This is a genomic window from Actinoallomurus sp. CA-150999 (assembly GCF_050942425.1).
Taxonomy (GTDB): domain Bacteria; phylum Actinomycetota; class Actinomycetes; order Streptosporangiales; family Streptosporangiaceae; genus Actinoallomurus.
This window is the reverse complement of sequence record NZ_CP192063.1, coordinates 4056409-4072400: the sequence shown is the minus strand read 5'-3', so window position 1 is coordinate 4072400 and position 15992 is coordinate 4056409. Positions and strand designations below refer to the sequence as shown.

Annotated in this window: 11 protein-coding genes and 1 pseudogene; 9 read left to right on the top strand and 3 right to left on the bottom strand. The window is 71.5% G+C overall.

Going from position 1 to position 15992, the window contains the following annotated elements:
• Positions 1–224: 224 nt before the first annotated feature.
• Positions 225–1091, top strand: a complete 867-nt coding sequence (locus ACQP2O_RS19085) for a polysaccharide deacetylase family protein (RefSeq protein WP_433186605.1) — start codon at positions 225–227, stop codon at positions 1089–1091.
• Between the two features lie 53 nt (positions 1092–1144).
• On the opposite strand, the pseudogene ACQP2O_RS19080 reads toward ACQP2O_RS19085, so the two are convergent.
• Positions 1145–1944: pseudogene (locus ACQP2O_RS19080) on the bottom strand (3-hydroxybutyrate dehydrogenase).
• Between the two features lie 172 nt (positions 1945–2116).
• Positions 2117–4093, bottom strand: a complete 1977-nt coding sequence (locus ACQP2O_RS19075) for an exo-alpha-sialidase (RefSeq protein ID WP_433186602.1) — start codon at positions 4091–4093, stop codon at positions 2117–2119.
• 157 nt (positions 4094–4250) lie between these two features.
• Here ACQP2O_RS19075 and ACQP2O_RS19070 point away from each other — a divergent pair, with 157 nt between their 5' ends.
• Positions 4251–5471 (top strand): sialidase family protein, encoded by a 1221-nt coding sequence (locus ACQP2O_RS19070; protein ID WP_433186600.1) that lies wholly within the window; start codon positions 4251–4253, stop codon positions 5469–5471.
• A 132-nt stretch (positions 5472–5603) separates the two neighbouring features.
• Here the strand turns inward: ACQP2O_RS19070 and ACQP2O_RS19065 are convergent, their stop codons facing one another.
• Positions 5604–6383: a FadR/GntR family transcriptional regulator gene (locus ACQP2O_RS19065; RefSeq protein WP_433191068.1), complete on the bottom strand. Its 780-nt coding sequence runs from the start codon at positions 6381–6383 to the stop codon at positions 5604–5606.
• Positions 6384–6512: 129 nt separating this feature from the next.
• Here ACQP2O_RS19065 and ACQP2O_RS19060 point away from each other — a divergent pair, with 129 nt between their 5' ends.
• From ACQP2O_RS19060 to ACQP2O_RS19030, 7 genes are all read left to right on the top strand, one after another.
• A complete protein-coding gene (locus ACQP2O_RS19060; protein ID WP_433186597.1) occupies positions 6513–8123 on the top strand; it encodes an ABC transporter substrate-binding protein in 1611 nt (536 codons plus the stop codon).
• Positions 8124–8207: 84 nt separating this feature from the next.
• Positions 8208–9167, top strand: a complete 960-nt coding sequence (locus tag ACQP2O_RS19055) for an ABC transporter permease (RefSeq protein ID WP_433186594.1) — start codon at positions 8208–8210, stop codon at positions 9165–9167.
• Entirely contained in the window at positions 9167–11161 is a 1995-nt protein-coding gene (locus ACQP2O_RS19050) for a dipeptide/oligopeptide/nickel ABC transporter permease/ATP-binding protein (RefSeq protein ID WP_433186590.1), read from the top strand. Before ACQP2O_RS19055 ends, ACQP2O_RS19050 begins: the two co-directional genes overlap by 1 nt.
• Positions 11158–12165, top strand: coding sequence for an oligopeptide/dipeptide ABC transporter ATP-binding protein (locus tag ACQP2O_RS19045; RefSeq protein WP_433186587.1), 1008 nt, complete (start codon positions 11158–11160; stop codon positions 12163–12165). Before ACQP2O_RS19050 ends, ACQP2O_RS19045 begins: the two co-directional genes overlap by 4 nt.
• 87 nt (positions 12166–12252) lie before the next feature.
• Positions 12253–13179 carry a dihydrodipicolinate synthase family protein gene (locus ACQP2O_RS19040; RefSeq protein WP_433186584.1) on the top strand — a complete coding sequence of 309 codons (927 nt, stop codon included), beginning with the start codon at positions 12253–12255 and terminating at the stop codon, positions 13177–13179.
• 240 nt (positions 13180–13419) lie between these two features.
• Positions 13420–14679, top strand: a complete 1260-nt coding sequence (locus ACQP2O_RS19035; RefSeq protein ID WP_433186582.1) for a cytochrome P450 — start codon at positions 13420–13422, stop codon at positions 14677–14679.
• A complete protein-coding gene (locus tag ACQP2O_RS19030) occupies positions 14676–15707 on the top strand; it encodes a helix-turn-helix domain-containing protein (protein WP_433186579.1) in 1032 nt (343 codons plus the stop codon). The genes ACQP2O_RS19035 and ACQP2O_RS19030 overlap by 4 nt, the downstream gene beginning before the upstream one ends.
• Positions 15708–15992: the final 285 nt, after the last annotated feature.

Genomic DNA, 15992 nt, shown 5'->3' with positions numbered 1-15992 from the left:
ACGCAGTATGCCAGCGAGCCACAGGCCCGGAAAGTGAATTTTGCCGCCCGGCCGGAGCACCCGGCGCGGGTTCATCACGACTTCCTGACAACGCTCGTCAATCGGGAGTTCGGACGGCTCGGCATCGCGGTATAAGCACCACGACGGGGCTGGCCGCCCACGGTCCCCGCTGTTCGGCTTCGGGGTCCGGGCCGTTCCCAGGGCTGCTAAAACGGGGGCAAAAGGTGACGAGTGACGAAAATGATAAAAATAGCAAAGGCCAGGAAAATGATCGGGCGGGCATTCGTCATCGGCGGTGGTTCCTGCCGGCCGCGCTCGGATTGGCCGTCGTGGTGGGCGGCGCGGTCGGCGCCGGGGTCCTCCGGCTCACCGGCTCACACCCGGCCGTACACCGCTCGGCCGTCCAGCGAGCGGTGCGGCCGCGGCAGCCGGTCCAACCCAAGGTCGACTGCCATGTGCACAAGTGCATCGCGCTGACGTTCGACGACGGGCCGCTCGCCGAAACCACCCCCAAGCTCCTCGACATCCTGAAGGCCCACGGAGCGCACGCGACGTTCTTCGTGCTCGGCATGCAGGTGGCGGGCAATGAGGAGGTGCTGAAACGGGAGGTCACCGAGGGCCACCAGGTCGGCAACCACACGTTCGACCACAAGAAACTCGTGGGGATGCCGAAGGCGAAGGTCGAGGACGAGCTGATCCGCACGCAGGAGGCCATCCTCCAGGCGACGGGCACGACGCCGACGGTGTTCCGCCCGACGTACGGATCCACCGACAAGCAGCTGAACGGGATCGCCAAGGAGATGGGCCTCGCGCAGATCCTGTGGACCGTCGACACGGTGGACTGGAAGGACCGCAACAGCGCGCTCGTCAAGAAACGCGTCCTGGCCGGCGCGAAGCCGGGCCACATCGTGATCATGCATGACATCCGGCCGACCAGCGTGAACGCCGTCCCCGACATCCTGACGGCCCTCGCCAAACAGGGCTACGCCTTCGTGACGATCTCCGAACTGTACGGCGGCAAGCTGACACCGGGCGAGCGCTACCCGGCGTTCCTCGGCTCACCCGTCGCGGGCCCGGCCCCGCCGACGTAATCCGCGTCCCGCCGACGTGATCCACGTCCCGCCGCGGGAAGGGGCGTCGCTTGTCAGTGCGCGGTCCAGCCGCCGTCCATGGTGAGCGACGCCCCGGTGATCATCGACGCGTGCGGCGAGCAGAGGTAGGCGACCATCTCGGCGACCTCCTCCGGCTCGATGAGCCGCCGGATCGCGGCCCTGGCGAGCATGACCTCGTCGATGACCCGGCCGGGCTCCATCCCGTGCGCGGCCGCCTGGTCGGCGATCTGGTGCTCCACGAGCGGAGTGCGGACGTACGCCGGGCTGACGCAGTTGGCGGTGACCCCGTGCTCGGCCGCCTCGAGCGCGATGACCTTGGTCATCCCCTCCAGGGCGTGTTTGGCGGCCACGTAGGCCACCTCTTGTACGGCGAGGCCACCCGGCCGTGGACCGATGAGATGCGGATGACCCGGCCCCATCCTCGGTCGTACATTCCGGGGAGCGCCCGCCGGGCCAGCCGGAACGGCGCCTCGACCATGATGCGCTGCATCCGCGCGAAGACGTCCGGGGGGAACTCGGTGACCGGCGCGACGTGCTGCAGGCCGGCGTTGTTGACCAGGATGTCCACGTCGCAGTCGACGGCCTCGACCGCCGCGGCGTCGGACAGGTCGGCGGCGACCGCCCGGCCGCCGATCTCCCGTGCGGCGGCCTGCGCCTCCTCCTCGCGCAGGTCGACGATGACGACCTCGGCACCGGCGGCCGCGAGCCTGCGGGCGCAGGCCAGCCCGATCCCGCCGGCCGCGCCGGTCACGAGGGCCCGGCGGCCGGACAGGTCGAGACCGGCGGACGGCTGAGGAGCGTTCGGTGGAGCCACGCGCTTCCTCCTCGTCATCGGGACACTCGGTGCGAACACGACCGTATATCGATGCGAGATCGGCCCACCGTGCCTCGCGAGTCCCGGTCAAGCGGTGCGGTGAACGACGCCGTGCCGCGCTCGCCGAGGCGGTCCCGAGCCGCCGGTGGGGTGCCCGCCGCTCCGGCGGGCACCCCGTTCTACCGAGCGGTCAGGAGACCGTCTCGAGCGGCAGCCACAGCGCGAGCCGGCCGCCGATCCGCTGATCGGAGGTCGCGAGCGTGTGGATCTCCGCGGGAGACAGGGCCCGCTTGTACACGCGCACGTCGTCCAGCGTGCCGTGGAACCGGCTGGCGCCGTCGACGCGCTCTCCGACGTGGATGCCGTCCACGCCGAACTCCTTGCCCTCGGTGACCGAGCCCGGCGGCACCGCGGCGGAGGCGACCTGCGTCCCGTCGATCCACAGGGAGAGCTTCCCGTCGGCGCGTTGCAGCGCCACGTGGTGCCACTGGCCGTCGTTGTAGGCGTTCGCCGACTGGACGGAGATGTTGAACCGGTCGACCGCGATCAACGCGTTGATCCGGTGGGACGCCGGCTCGGCCCGCAACCACACCTGCGGTGTCGTACCGCTGCCCCACCGGTACGCCCACAGCAGCGCGTGCGTCCCGGTGGTGTCGGAGTAGCGGAACCAGGTGGCCATCGTGAAGTCGCCGCCGCCGAGGTCGATCGCCGGGCTGTACGGCACCTCGACGCGGTCGTCGACCCCGTCCAGGTCGAGGCCGTTGCCGAACCGTCCGGGCACGGTCTGCGCGCCGCCGCGCACGTAGGCGTCGTTGCCGCGGTGCGAGGCGTCCGGGGTCTTCGGCCCCGGCGCGGGCGGCTTGGGGATGCCCGGGGGCGTGCCGTTCGGCGTGGCGAGGTAGGCCTCGTTGAAGTGGGCCCAGCGGATCGTGTCGTACGGCGTGGCGGTGCCCGCCTCGTACAGCAGGCCGGCCTCGTCGCCGCCGAGCTTCACCATGTCCGAGTAGGCCGACGGACCCCACCAGAAGACCTTGCCCTGCTGCCAGCGCTGCCACGTACGGGCCTCGTCGAAGGACGAGCGCACCGCCATCGCCTCGCGCGCCTCGGGGTGCGCCGGCGAGGACAGCAGGATGCGGTCGGTCCGGTCGCCCTGGTCGCGGGCGTGCATGCGCAGCGTCGAGGCCTGGACGTCCGGCAGCGTGAGGTTCTTCACGATGCGGAACGGCCGCTCGAAGGTCTCCCCGCCGTCCTTGCTGATGGCGTACGCCCGGTGGCCGGGGTCGGTGCCACGCTCACGGGCCAGCGCGTAGATCCGCCCGTCGGTGAGCTCGACGACGGTGACCTCCTGGGCGATGATCGTGCCGTCGTCGTAGGCGCTCGTCGCCCCGATGTGCCAGGTCACGCCGCTGTCGTCGCTGTAGAGCAGGTGCGTGCCGTAGGTGTGGGGACCGACCCCGTCGTAGATCTCGTAGTTGGCGCCGAGAACGAGCCGGCCGGCGTGCTTACCCCGGGTGAGCTGGATGCCGTGCATCGGCCCGGTCGCGTACCAGAAGTTCCACTCCGGGCGTTTGCCCTCGGTCATCTCCCGGGGCGCGGTCCAGGTGGCGCCGTTGTCATCACTCCACTGCACGTACGGGTCCCGCTCACAACCGTTGGGGCAGGGGTCCGGGCCGTTGTGCGTGCTGACCAGGACGACCCGGCCGGTGCGCTGGTCGACGATCGGCACGGGGTTGCCGTGCGTCGAGCCGTTGCCCTTCGAGACGACCTGCAGCGGGCCCCACGTGCGGCCGCCGTCGGCCGACCGCCGCAGGACGATGTCGATGTTCCCGTCGTCGCCGCAGTCGGCGACGCGCCCCTCGGCGAAGGCCAGCACCATGCCGTTGGCCGCCCGGACGACGGCCGGGATCCGGAAGCAGGCGTAGCCGAACTGCTTCTGCTGGAACAGGACCTGCTCTTCGTCGAAGGGCTGCGCGGGGCTCGTACGGGCCGTCGCACCGGATGCCGCGGTCGCGGAGGCGGCGGCGGGCCGGGTGGGCGCGGCGGCTCCGGCGGGCCGCGTGACGGCGAGGGAGGCCGGTGAGCCCAGCAGCAGGCCGGCCACGATCAGGGCGATGCGGCGCCGGGCGGACGGCCGGCGGCGGGGTGGTTTCTCGGAGGCGTACCTCATAGGGCTTGCCTTTCAGGAGAAGGTCGGGGCGGCGGACATCCTATGTCCTACGTTCTATGTCCACCAGGGGTCTGCGGCTATTGACGCAGCTGGGAGGCGGGGTTACCGTCCCCGGACCAGACATAGGACATCCCATGTCCACTGAAAGGGTTGAACCATGCCAGCAGTCGATCGCGGCCGGGTCCGCGCCGCGTGTACCGTGACCGCCCTCGTGGCGGCCCTCACCGCCGGGGCGTCACCGTCCTGGGCCGCTCCGGCCGGCGCCCGGGCACGGTGCGAGACGTCCGTGCCGTACACGGCGGGCACCGAGGGCTACAGCGCGTTCCGCATCCCGGCGATCGTCGAGACGAGATCGGGCGACCTGCTGGCGTTCGCCGAGGGCCGCTTCTCCGGGCTCGGCGACGCGGGCAACATCGACACCGTCGTCAAGCGGTCGACCGACGGCGGCTGCACGTGGGGGCCGCTGAAGGTGGTCCAGGACAGCGGCCCGAACACCTCGGGAAACCCCGCCCCCGTCGTGACGGCGAGCGGCCGCATCGTGCTGCTGACGACGTACAACGCGGGCACCGCGACCGAGACGGCGATCCTGCGCGGCCAGGTGACGCCCGAGCAGAGCCGGCGCGTCTTCGTGCAGTACAGCGACGACGACGGGACCACCTGGTCGGCGCCGCGCGAGATCACCACCGACGCCAAGGCCCCGAACTGGCGCTGGTACGCCACGGGGCCGGGCCACGCGATCCGGCTGACTCACGGCCGTCACGCCGGCCGCCTGGTGGTGCCGGCGAACCACTCGATCGCCCCGCCGGCGGGCTCGTCCGACCTGGGCTCCGAGGCCAAGTACTACGGCGGGCACGATCTCTACAGCGACGACGGCGGCCGGACCTGGCACATCGGCTATGTCGACGACAACCCCGACGGCTACGTGAACGTCAACGAGTCCACGGCGGCCGAACTGCCCGACGGCCGGGTCTACTTCAACACCCGCGACCAGAACGGAACGAGCCCCGGCACCCGCGCGGACGCCTACAGCCGCGACGGCGGCCGGACCCTTCAGGCGCCGTTCGCCCCGCAGCAGGGCCTGGTCGGGCCGGTCGTCGAGGGCAGCGTCCTGCAGGTGCGCGGACGGCGGAGCCCGCTCGTGTTCTCCGGCCCGGCGAACCCGACGAGCCGCGCCGCCATGACGTTGCGGGTCAGCGACGACAACGGGCGGACCTGGCGGTCCGCCGTGACGTTCTCGACGCTCCCGGCGGGCTACTCGGACCTCGTCCAGCCGGACGCCCGCACCATCGGCGTGCTGTACGAGACGGGGAACGCCGGACCGTACGAGAACATCACCTTCCGCCGCGTACCACTGCGCGGCCTGGAGCATCAGTCCTGAGCCGGCCGGACGGCGGGCTCCGGGGACCCGCCGTGTGCCCTCAGCCGTGAGCCGGCCGGACCGCGGCCTCCCGGGGCCCGCCGTGAGTCCTCAGCCGCGATCCGGCCGGACCGCGGGATCCGCTCTGAGTCCTCAGTCGTGATCCAGCCGGGCGAGCCGCGCGCGCACTCCGGCGAAGTGCGCGCGCATCGCCGCCTCGACGGCGGCGCGGTCCCCGGCGATGACCGCCGTGTAGATGTCGCGATGGGTGCGGGCGACGTCGGCCGGGGTCTCGTCCGGCGTGCCCAGGTCGTCGCGGAGCTGGTGGTAGACCTCCCAGAAGGCGCCGAGGAGCCGGCCGACGAGCGGGTTGCCGAGGGGCTGGTAGAGCACGTCGTGGAAGAGCCGGTCGGTCTCCGGAGAGACGACGCCGACCTGTGCCTCGGCCTCCATCCGCTCGATGACGTCACGGACGGGGGTGAGGACCTCGGCCGGGTCCGTGCCGCCGCACTCGTCGATCAGGCGCTGCGCCAGGCCGTTCTCCAGGACCTCGCGGATCTCCATCAGGTTGCGCAGGGCGTCGCGCGGCCCGATGCGGGTGTGGAAGGTGAGCTCGTCGACCAGGCCGCCGAGCGACAGCCGTCCCACGAACATCCCGAAGCCGTGCCGGATGTCGACGATGCCGACGGCCTGGAGGGCCTTGAGCGCCTCACGGACCGAGTTGCGGCTGATGCCCAGCTCCTCGATCAGCTCCGACTCGGTCGGCAGCGGGTCTCCCGGCACGAGGCCCCGGCGCACGATGATGTCCTTGACCGCCTCCTGCACTTCCAGTGCCCGCGTCGGTCGGCCGCCGCGCGGGGCGGGAATCCGTCGTGCGGGCAAGGGACGCCGGGCGGGCGGATCCCCGGCGGTCTGCGGATCATCGCGAAACATCAAGGACATCTCCTGGTCATTCGGGCTTGACCGGGCGCGGCTTGGACCCTAGCCTCCACCCTACTGGACGTGGGATGTAGGACGTCCAATATGCCCCTGACGGAGATGACCGCAAATCTAGGAGGCACCGTGAGCGCCCCGGTTCCCTTCAGCCGCCGTGACTTTCTGCGCTACAGCGGGACGGTGAGCGCCGCAGCGGCCGTCTCCGCCGCCCTGTCGGCCTGCAGCGGGCCCGCCTCGACGAGCTCGACCGGCTCCGGCGGGTCCAAGGACCTCGTCACCGCCGTCATCGGCTACGGCAACGACCAGACCTGGGACCCGACCATGACGGCGTCGGCGTTCGCGATGGCCGGCATCAACCACATCTACGAGGGCCTCGTCGACACCGACCCGATCACCCGCGCGCCGTACCCGGCGCTGGCCACCGCGCTGCCCGCCGACCCCAAGGCGACCACGTGGAAGTTCACGCTGCGCCAGGGCGCCAAGTGGCATGACGGGCAGCCGGTCACCGTCGACGACGTGCTGTTCACCTTCGACCGCATCCTCGACCCGAAGGCGCAGGTGCTCGTCAACAACTTCTTCGCCTCCTGGCTGAAGGAGGTGCGCAAGGTCGACGACACCAGCGTCGAGCTGGTCTTCAAGTTCCCCTTCCCGGACGCGCTCCCCCGCCTCACCATCGCCAAGATCATGCCGAAGCACGTCTACGGCCAGCCGGGCGGCTGGGATGCCGCCAAGAACGGCAAGTCCATCGGCTCCGGCCCGTACAAGATGGTCCAGCACAACCCGAAGTCGAACACGACGTTCGAGGCGTTCGCGGACTACAACGGCCCGCGCAAGCCCGCGATCAAGAAGATGAACTGGCTGTCCATCGTCGACGCCTCCGCCCGCGTCGCCAAGATCTCCGGTGGTTCCGCCGAGGCGCAGATCGCCGACAACGTGCCGTACGCCAACATCGACCAGCTCAAGAAGAGCGGGCTGACCGTCGAGGGCGGCAAGGGCATGAACCACATGTTCATCATGTTCAACACGGGCAAGAAGCCGTTCGACGACGTGCGGGTCCGCCAGGCGCTCTTCTACGCGATCGACACCCAGAAGATGATCGAGGTCGCGCTGAAGGGCCACGGCACCCCGGCCACGAGCTTCCTCAACCAGGAGAACCCCTCGTACGCTCGCGCGAAGACCGTCTACTCCTACGATCCGGAGAAGGCGAAGTCGCTGCTCAAGGCGGCCGGCGTCACGAACCTCACGATCAACCTGATGGCGGTCAACGTCAGCTGGATCGCCGACTGCCTGCCGACGATCGCCAACTCCTGGAACGCCATCGGCGTCAAGACCACCCTCGCGCCGCAGGACACCAGCGCGCTGTTCACCAAGATGGACCAGTCGCAGGACTACCAGGCGGTCGCGGCGGCCTCGAACCCCAACCAGTTCGGCCTCGACGCCGACCTCATCCTCCGCTATAACTACACGCCCGGCGGCAACTGGATGAAGTACACCAAGTGGGACAGCAGCCCGGACGCGAAGAAGCTGTTCGCGCAGATGGACGCGGCCACCCGCGAGCCGGACCAGCAGAAGAAGCTCCAGCTCACCCACGACTACATCGACCTCATCGCCGAGCAGGCCGTGCTCTACCCGGTCGTGCACACTGAGCTGATGACCGCCTGGAACGCCAAGAAGCTCACCGGCGTGCGGGCGCAGGCCTACCCCGGCATCAACCTGCTGCAGGCCAAGCGCAGCTGACCGCGGACGGCGGCGGGAGAGGTCCCCAGGCCCGCCGCCGTTTCCGCTTCACCCCTCGATCCGACTCTTCCCAGGAGGCACCCGGTGGCAGTCATCGCCAGAATGCTGGTGCGCCGCGTCCTCATCTTGATCCCGCTGTTGCTGGGCGTCGTCCTGTTCGTCTTCATCGTCATGCGGTTCTCCGACAGCAAGCCGGAGTACGCCTACTTCGAAGGCTCGAACCCGACGCCCGCGCAGATCCACCAGTTCAAGGTGCAGAACGGCCTGCTGGATCCGCTGCCCGTCCGGTATGTGCGGTTCGTCGGCCAGCTGGTGCGGGGTGACATGGGCACGAGCGTGCTGACGAAGGCGCCCGTGCGCGACTCGGTGGCGACGGCGCTCCCGCTCACGCTGCAGCTGACCCTGCTCGGCGTGGTGATCGCCATCGTGCTGTCGCTGATCTTCGGGGTCACCGGGGCGATCTTCCGGGACCGCTGGCCCGACCAGCTCATCCGAATCGTGTCGCTGATCGGCCTCGCGGCCCCCGCGTTCTGGATCGCGCTACTGATGATCCAGTACCTGGCGGTCCAGCGCGGCTGGTTCCCGACCAGCGGTTACGTCAACCCGGCCGACTCCTTCACCGGCTGGCTGAAGTCGATGACGCTGCCCGCGCTGTCGCTGTCCCTGCCGCAGGCCGCCTACCTGACGAGGATCATCCGCACGTCGATGGTCGAGGAACTCGACAAGGACTACGTACGGACCGCCGTCGGCAGCGGCCTGCCCCCGATCGTCGTCGTCGGCCGCAACGTCCTGCGCAACGCGCTGGTCAACCCGCTGACCGTCCTGGGCCTGCGGGTCGGCTACCTGCTCGGCGGCGCGGTGGTCATCGAGACCATCTACTCGCTGCCCGGCATGGGCCAGCTCATGATCACCGCGGTGCGCAACGGCGACCCGGCCGTGGTCCAGGGCGTCGTCCTCACGATCGCGACCGGATTCGTGGTGGTGAACCTCGTCGTCGACGTCCTCTACCTGCTCGTCAACCCCCGACTCAGGAGCGCGACCTGATGCGCAACGGCCTGGCGAAACGTCTGTCCCAGGGAGGCGTCGGCTTCCGGCGGCTGGGCGTGCTGTCGTGGATCGCCCTCGGCGTGGTCGTGGTGATCGTCCTCGCCGCCGTCTTCGCCCCGGTGCTGGCGCCGCACTCCCCGTACGTCCAGGAGACGGCGGGCGGCGGCCCGAGCGGGTCGCACTGGATGGGTCTGGACAGTTCCAACCGCGACGTCTTCTCCCGGCTGCTGTACGGCGCGCGCTGGTCCCTCGTCATCGGCCTGGGCGCCACCGGGATCGCGCTGGTGGCCGGCGCGCTGCTCGGCTCCATCGCCGCGACCTCGCGGCGGGCGGTCGACGAGACGATCATGCGCGTCCTCGACGTGATCATGGCGTTCCCGGGCATCGCCCTCGCCGCCGTTCTCGTCGCGGTGTTCGGCGGCAGCATCCCCGTGCTGGTGTTCGCCCTGGCCTTCCTCAACGCGCCGGCGGTGGCCCGCGTGGTCCGCGGCAACGTCATGGCGCAGTACGGCGAGGACTACGTCGCGGCCGAGCGCGTCATCGGCGCCCGCACCCCGCACATCCTGCTCCGGCACGTCGCCATCAACTGCGCCGCGCCGGTCCTGGTCTTCTGCACCGTGATGGTCGCCGACGTCATCGTCTTCGAGGCGTCGCTGTCGTTCATCGGCGCGGGCGTACGGCCGCCGGACCCGTCGTGGGGCAGCGTCATCGCCGACGGCAAGAACATGGTGCTGCTCGGCGGCTGGTGGGCCACGGTCTTCCCCGGCCTGATCATCCTCCTGACGGTGCTCGCGCTGAACATCCTCGCCGAGGGCATCTCCGACGCCTGGGCGACGCCGGCGGCGCGCCGCCGGGACACCGGCGGCAAGAAGGACGACGTCGACGCGCTCGAGCACGCGACACCCGGGTCCGGGGAGGTCACCCCGCTGACCGGCCTCGCCGAGGCAGCGGCGCGCCTGGCCGAACGGGCCCGCCCCCTGCCCACAAGCGAGCCGATCCTGGCGGTGGAGAACCTCGCGATCGGCTTCGACGACCAGCACGACGGCGTCGACATCGTCGACGGGATCTCCTTCGACGTACGGCCCGGGGAGGTGCTCGGCCTCGTCGGCGAGTCCGGCAGCGGCAAGTCCCTGACCGCGCTGACCATCATGGGCCTGCAGCCGCGCGGCGCGCGGGTGCGCGGGCAGGTCCGCTTCGACCACAAGGAGCTGCTCACCCTCGGCCGGTCGGCCCGGCGACGGCTGCTCGGCCACGACATGGCGATGATCTACCAGGACGCGCTGTCGTCGCTGAACCCGGCCATGACCATCAAGGCGCAGCTGAAGCAGGTCGTCCGGCGGGGTGGCCGGCGCAGCCCGGCGGAGCTGCTGGAGCTGGTCGGCCTGGACCCGGCGCGCACGCTCCGGTCGTACCCGCACGAGCTGTCCGGCGGGCAGCGGCAACGGGTGCTCATCGCGATGGCCCTCTCCCGCGACCCGAAGCTCATCATCGCGGACGAGCCGACGACGGCCCTGGACGTCACCGTGCAGGCGCAGGTCATCCAGCTGCTGCTGACGCTGCGCGAGGAGCTGGGCTTCGCCCTCATCCTCGTCTCGCACGACCTGGCCCTGGTCTCCGACGTCACCGACCGGGTCGTGGTGATGTACGGCGGGCAGATCGTCGAGACCGGCGTGACCTCCACCCTGGTCGGCGCGCCCGCGCACCACTACACCCGGGGCCTGCTCGGCTCGGTGCTGTCCCTGGAGTCCGGGGCCGAGCGCCTCACCCAGATCCGCGGCGTGGTGCCCTCCCCCGCCGACTTCCCGGCCGGCTGCCGGTTCTCCGACCGGTGCCCCATGGCGACCGACGTCTGCCGCACGGAGACCCCCCATCTCGACGGCCAGGGACTCCGTCACTCGGCCGCCTGCCACCATCCGGCGATCGACCTCGCCGGCTCCATGTCCGCCGCCGGCACGGGCGCCCCGCCGGCCGGCCCCGAGGAGGCACGTTGACCGCCGACGAGACCCTCGTCGAACTCTCCGACGTCCACGTGGTGCACAAGGCGCGCACCGGCGGCCTGTTCACCCGCGACCGCGTCTACGCGCTGACCGGCGCGGACCTGACCGTCCGCCCCGGCGAGACGGTGGGCGTCGTCGGCGAGTCCGGCTGCGGCAAGTCCACCCTCGCCAAGGTCCTCGTCGGCCTGCAGCGGCCCACGTCCGGCACGGTCTCCTTCGGCGGCAAGGACATCTGGTCGATGTCCGCGTCCGAACGCCGCGGGGCGATCGGGTCGACGACCGGCATGGTCTTCCAGGACCCGTCGACCGCGCTGAACCGCCGGCTCCCGATCCGGCGGATCCTGCGCGACCCGCTCGACGTGCACGGCGCGGGCAACGTCCGCGAACGTGAGGAACGCGTCCGTGAGCTGATCGACCTCGTGGGCCTGCCGGGGAGCGTGGCCGACCTGCTGCCCGGCCAGATCTCCGGCGGCCAGCGGCAGCGCGTCGCGATCGCCCGTGCCCTGGCGCTGCGGCCGAAGCTGCTGATCGCCGACGAGCCGACCAGCGCACTGGACGTCTCCGTACGGGCGCAGATCCTCAACCTGCTGCTCGACCTGAAGCAGCGGTTCGACCTCGCCATGGTCTTCGTCTCGCACGACATCCAGACCGTACGGCGGATGAGCGACCGGGTCGTGACGATGTACCTCGGCCGGATCGTCGAGCAGACCCCGGCCGACGCCGTCCCCGGGCGCGCCCGCCACCCGTACACCCGCGCGCTGTTCTCCGCGACGCCCGGCCTGCTCTCGCCGATCGACCCGATCCCGCTGATCGGGCCGGTGCCGTCGGCGACCCGGCCGCCGAGCGGCTGCCCGTTCCGTACGCGCTGCTGGCGGGCCGACGACGTCTGCGCCGGCGAGATGCCGGCCGCGGAGATCGACGGCGGGGAGCACCTGTTCCGCTGCCACCACCCGGTTCCGGCCGGAGCGACCGACCGCGAGCTGATCGGCGAGGTCTAGCCGTTCCTCGCGCCCCGCGAGCCGACCGGCCGAAGTCGAGGCCGTTCCTCGCACCTGTCCATTGACCCGGAGACTGAAGGGAAATCGATGACCACCGCCACCAAGCTGTCCGGCGTCATCCCCCCGGTGTGCACCCCGCTGACCCGCGAGTACGAGGTCGACACCGCTTCGTTGACGCGGCTGGTGGATCACCTGCTGGACGGCGGGGTCGACGGCCTGTTCGTCCTGGGATCGTCGTCGGAGGTGGCCTTCCTGCCCGACGGGCACCGGAAGGTCGTGCTGGACACCGTGCTCGGCCACGTCGCCGGACGGGTCCCCGTGCTGGCCGGCGTCATCGACATGACCACGCCGCGCGTGCTCGACCATGTGCGGGTCGCGGTCGAGGCGGGCGCCGACGCCCTCGTCGCCACCGCGCCCTTCTACACCCGCACCCACCCCGCCGAGATCGCGCTGCACTTCCGGATGATCGCCAAGGCCGGTCTCCCGCTGTACGCCTACGACCTGCCGGTGTCCGTGCACAGCAAGCTCGGGGCCGACCTCGTGCTGGAGCTGGCAGCCGAAGGCACGCTCGCCGGGCTCAAGGACTCCAGCGGCGACGACGCCGGGCTGCGTGAGGTGATCCTCGGCCGCCGGGACCGCGGCCTGTCGTCGTTCTCGGTCCTGACCGGTTCGGAGCTGACGGTCGACTCGGCGCTGGCGATGGGCGCGGACGGCGTCGTCCCCGGGCTGGGCAACGTCGACCCGCACGGGTACGTACGGCTGTACCGAGCGGCGTCGGCGGGCGACTGGGCGGCGGCCCGTACCGAGCAGGAGCGGTTGTTCCGCCTGTTCGGGCTGGTGAACGCCGGTGGTCCGCACATGGGCCGCAACTCCTCGGCTCTGGGGGCGTTCAAGGCCGCGCTGCACCTGCGGGGTGTCATCGACCACCCGACCACCGCGCTGCCGCAGATCCCCCTGGGCGACGAGGAGATCGCCGTGGTCGGCAAGTATCTCGCCGAGGCCGCCCTCCTGTAATCGGATCGGTCGCAGGCCGGGCAGGTCGACGGCGGCGTCCGGACCGCCGGTTTCCGCGTCGCCGTTGACAGTGCCGCTGTCAGAACGGATGCTCCCCTAGCAAACGCCCGTTTTTCAATCGGCGTGCCCATTACCCGGGCATGAGAGCTGGGGGTCTGAATCCGTGCACGACGCCGACCACTACGCCATGGACGAGACGCCGCTCGCCCTCGTCTCCGCGGTCGAGCGCTTCCTGCCCGCATGAACCTCGACGTGTTCGACCCGCGCATCTACGCGCGGGGCATCCCGCACGAGACGTACCGTCGCCTGCGGGACGAGGACCCGGTGCGCTGGCAGGAGGAGCACGAGGTCGGCGGCTGGCCGGCCGGGCCGGGCTTCTGGGCCGTGACCCGGCACGCGGACGTGGCCCACGTGCTGCGCACTCCCGGCGAGTACAGCTCCTGGATCGGGGCGACGCAGATCCGCGACCCGGACCCCGCCGACCTCCCGTTCGTCCGGCAGATGATGCTCAACCTCGACCCGCCGGAGCACGGCCGGCTGCGGCGCATCGCCGCCAAGGTGTTCACGCCCCGCCGGGTCGAGCGGTTCGCGGCCGACGTCGAGCGGCGCGCCCGCCTGCTCGTTGACGGCATCGCCGAACGCGGCGAATGCGACCTGCCGGTCGACGTCACCGACGACTATCCGATCCAGAATCTCGCGGACCTGCTCGGCATCCCGGAGGAGGATCGCGGCTGGATCCTCGAGTGGACGAACCGCGTCATCGGCTACCAGGATCCCGAGCACGGCGGCGCGGCCCGCGGGCCGGATGGCGCGCCGGTCAACCCGCGGTCCCCGGCGGCGCTCCGCGACATGTTCGAGTACGCCCACGCGCTGGCCGCCGTCAAGCGCCGGCACCCGGCGGACGACCTGATGACGGCCCTCGCCACGGCCGAGGTGGACGGCCGGGGCCTCACCGACCCCGAGCTGTCGATGTTCTTCTTCCTGCTGGTGATCGCCGGCAACGACACCGTACGCTCCGGCCTGCCCGGCGGCATCATGGCGCTGCTGGACCACCCGGACCAGCACCGGCGTCTCCTCGGCCACCCCGAACTCCTCGACTCCGCGATCGAGGAGATGCTGCGCTGGCATCCGCCCGTGCTCAGCTTCCGGCGCACCGCCGCGCGGGACACCGTGCTCGCGGGACGCCCGATCGCCGCCGGCGACAAGGTGGTGGTGTTCCATGCCTCGGCCAACCGCGACGAGCGGAGGTTCGCCGAACCGACGCGGTTCGACATCGCGCGACGCCCGAACGACCACGTGGCGTTCGGCGACGGCCCGCACGTGTGCCTCGGCGCGCACTTCGCCCGCCTGCAACTGCGGATCTTCTACCGGGAGTTCCTCTGGCGGCTGCCGGACCTGGAGACCGCCGGCCCGCCCGCCCGTCTGGTCTCCAACTTCATCGCCGGAATCAAGCACCTGCCCGTCCGCTTCACTCCCGTTAGCCGGAGCGACGCCCGATGACCGACCAATGGCACCACCGCCCAGACCGGCCCGACCACCCGCGCCCAGACCCGCCCGGCCGCCCGCGCACCGGCACACCCGTGCCCGAACCGACCGGCCGGTCCGGCCCGCCGCCCGTCCCCGAACCGACCACCGAAGCACCCGGCCCGCCCGACGCCGAGCCGACCGCCGGGGCACCTGGCCCGCCCGTCCCCGAACCGACCCACCGGACCGGCCCGCCCGTCCCCGAACCGACCGCCGGGGCACCCGGCCCTCCCGTCGCCGAGCCGGCCGCCGGGTCCAGTTCGCCCGCCACCGAACCGCCGGAGAGGACCGCAGGGGCGCCGGCGTCCCCGGAGCCGGCCACCGGGGAGCCCGGCCCGGCCACTGCGGGGTCGAAGACGATCGACACGGGCCTGCGCCTTCTCGAGATCCTCCGGGAGCATCCCGGTGGGCTGACCATCTCCGAGCTCGCCCGTATCGCCGACGTGCACCGCAACGCCGTGGCCCGGCACCTGACCGCCCTGCGCAACCACCGCCTCGTCACCCGGACCGGCAACCTCTTCACGCTGGGACTGGGCATCGTCGAACTCGGCGCCGCAGTGCAGCAGCGGCTCCGCTCCGCCGCCGCCGGCGCACTCCAGTCCCTGGCCAACGACTGCCATGCCACGGCCTTCATCGCCGTACGCGACACCGAGGAGGAGGTGGTCGCGCTCGCCGTGGCCAAGCCTCGAGGTTCCGACCTCCACGTCGCCTACGGTCCGGGCAACCGGCACGCCATCGACCACGGCGCACCCGGCATCGCCATCCTCGCCGGCCGCCCGCCCGTGCCGGACGAGCCGCCGGTGGTGGAGAACGCCCGCCGCGCCGGCTACTCGGTCACCGCCGGCCAGCTGGAACCCGGCGCGTGGGGCCTCGCCGCGCCGATCACACCGACGGGGCGGCCCGCCGCGGCCAGTGTCGGCGTCGTGACCATCGGCGCGCAGGAGGAGTCCGCCATCGCCCCGCGCGTCCGCGCCGCCGCCACCGAGATCGCCCGGCTGCTCTGACATCTCGTGCGGAGGGCGCGACGCGGCCGTACGGGGTCGCCGCGACCGGAACGCGCACGCCGCGCCCGTACGAGCGCGCCGCAGCCGCTCTTGCGGAAGGCGGGACAGGGCCGTCTGGGATCGCCACGACCGAACGCGGACGCCGCGCCCATACGGGAGCCGCATCCGTACGGGCCCACCGCAGCGGCTCTCACGGAAGGCAGGGACAGGGCCGTACGGAGTCGCCGCGACCGAACGCGAACCGCTTCCCGTTCAAGCGCGCCGCCGCGGCTCTGCCGGAAGGCG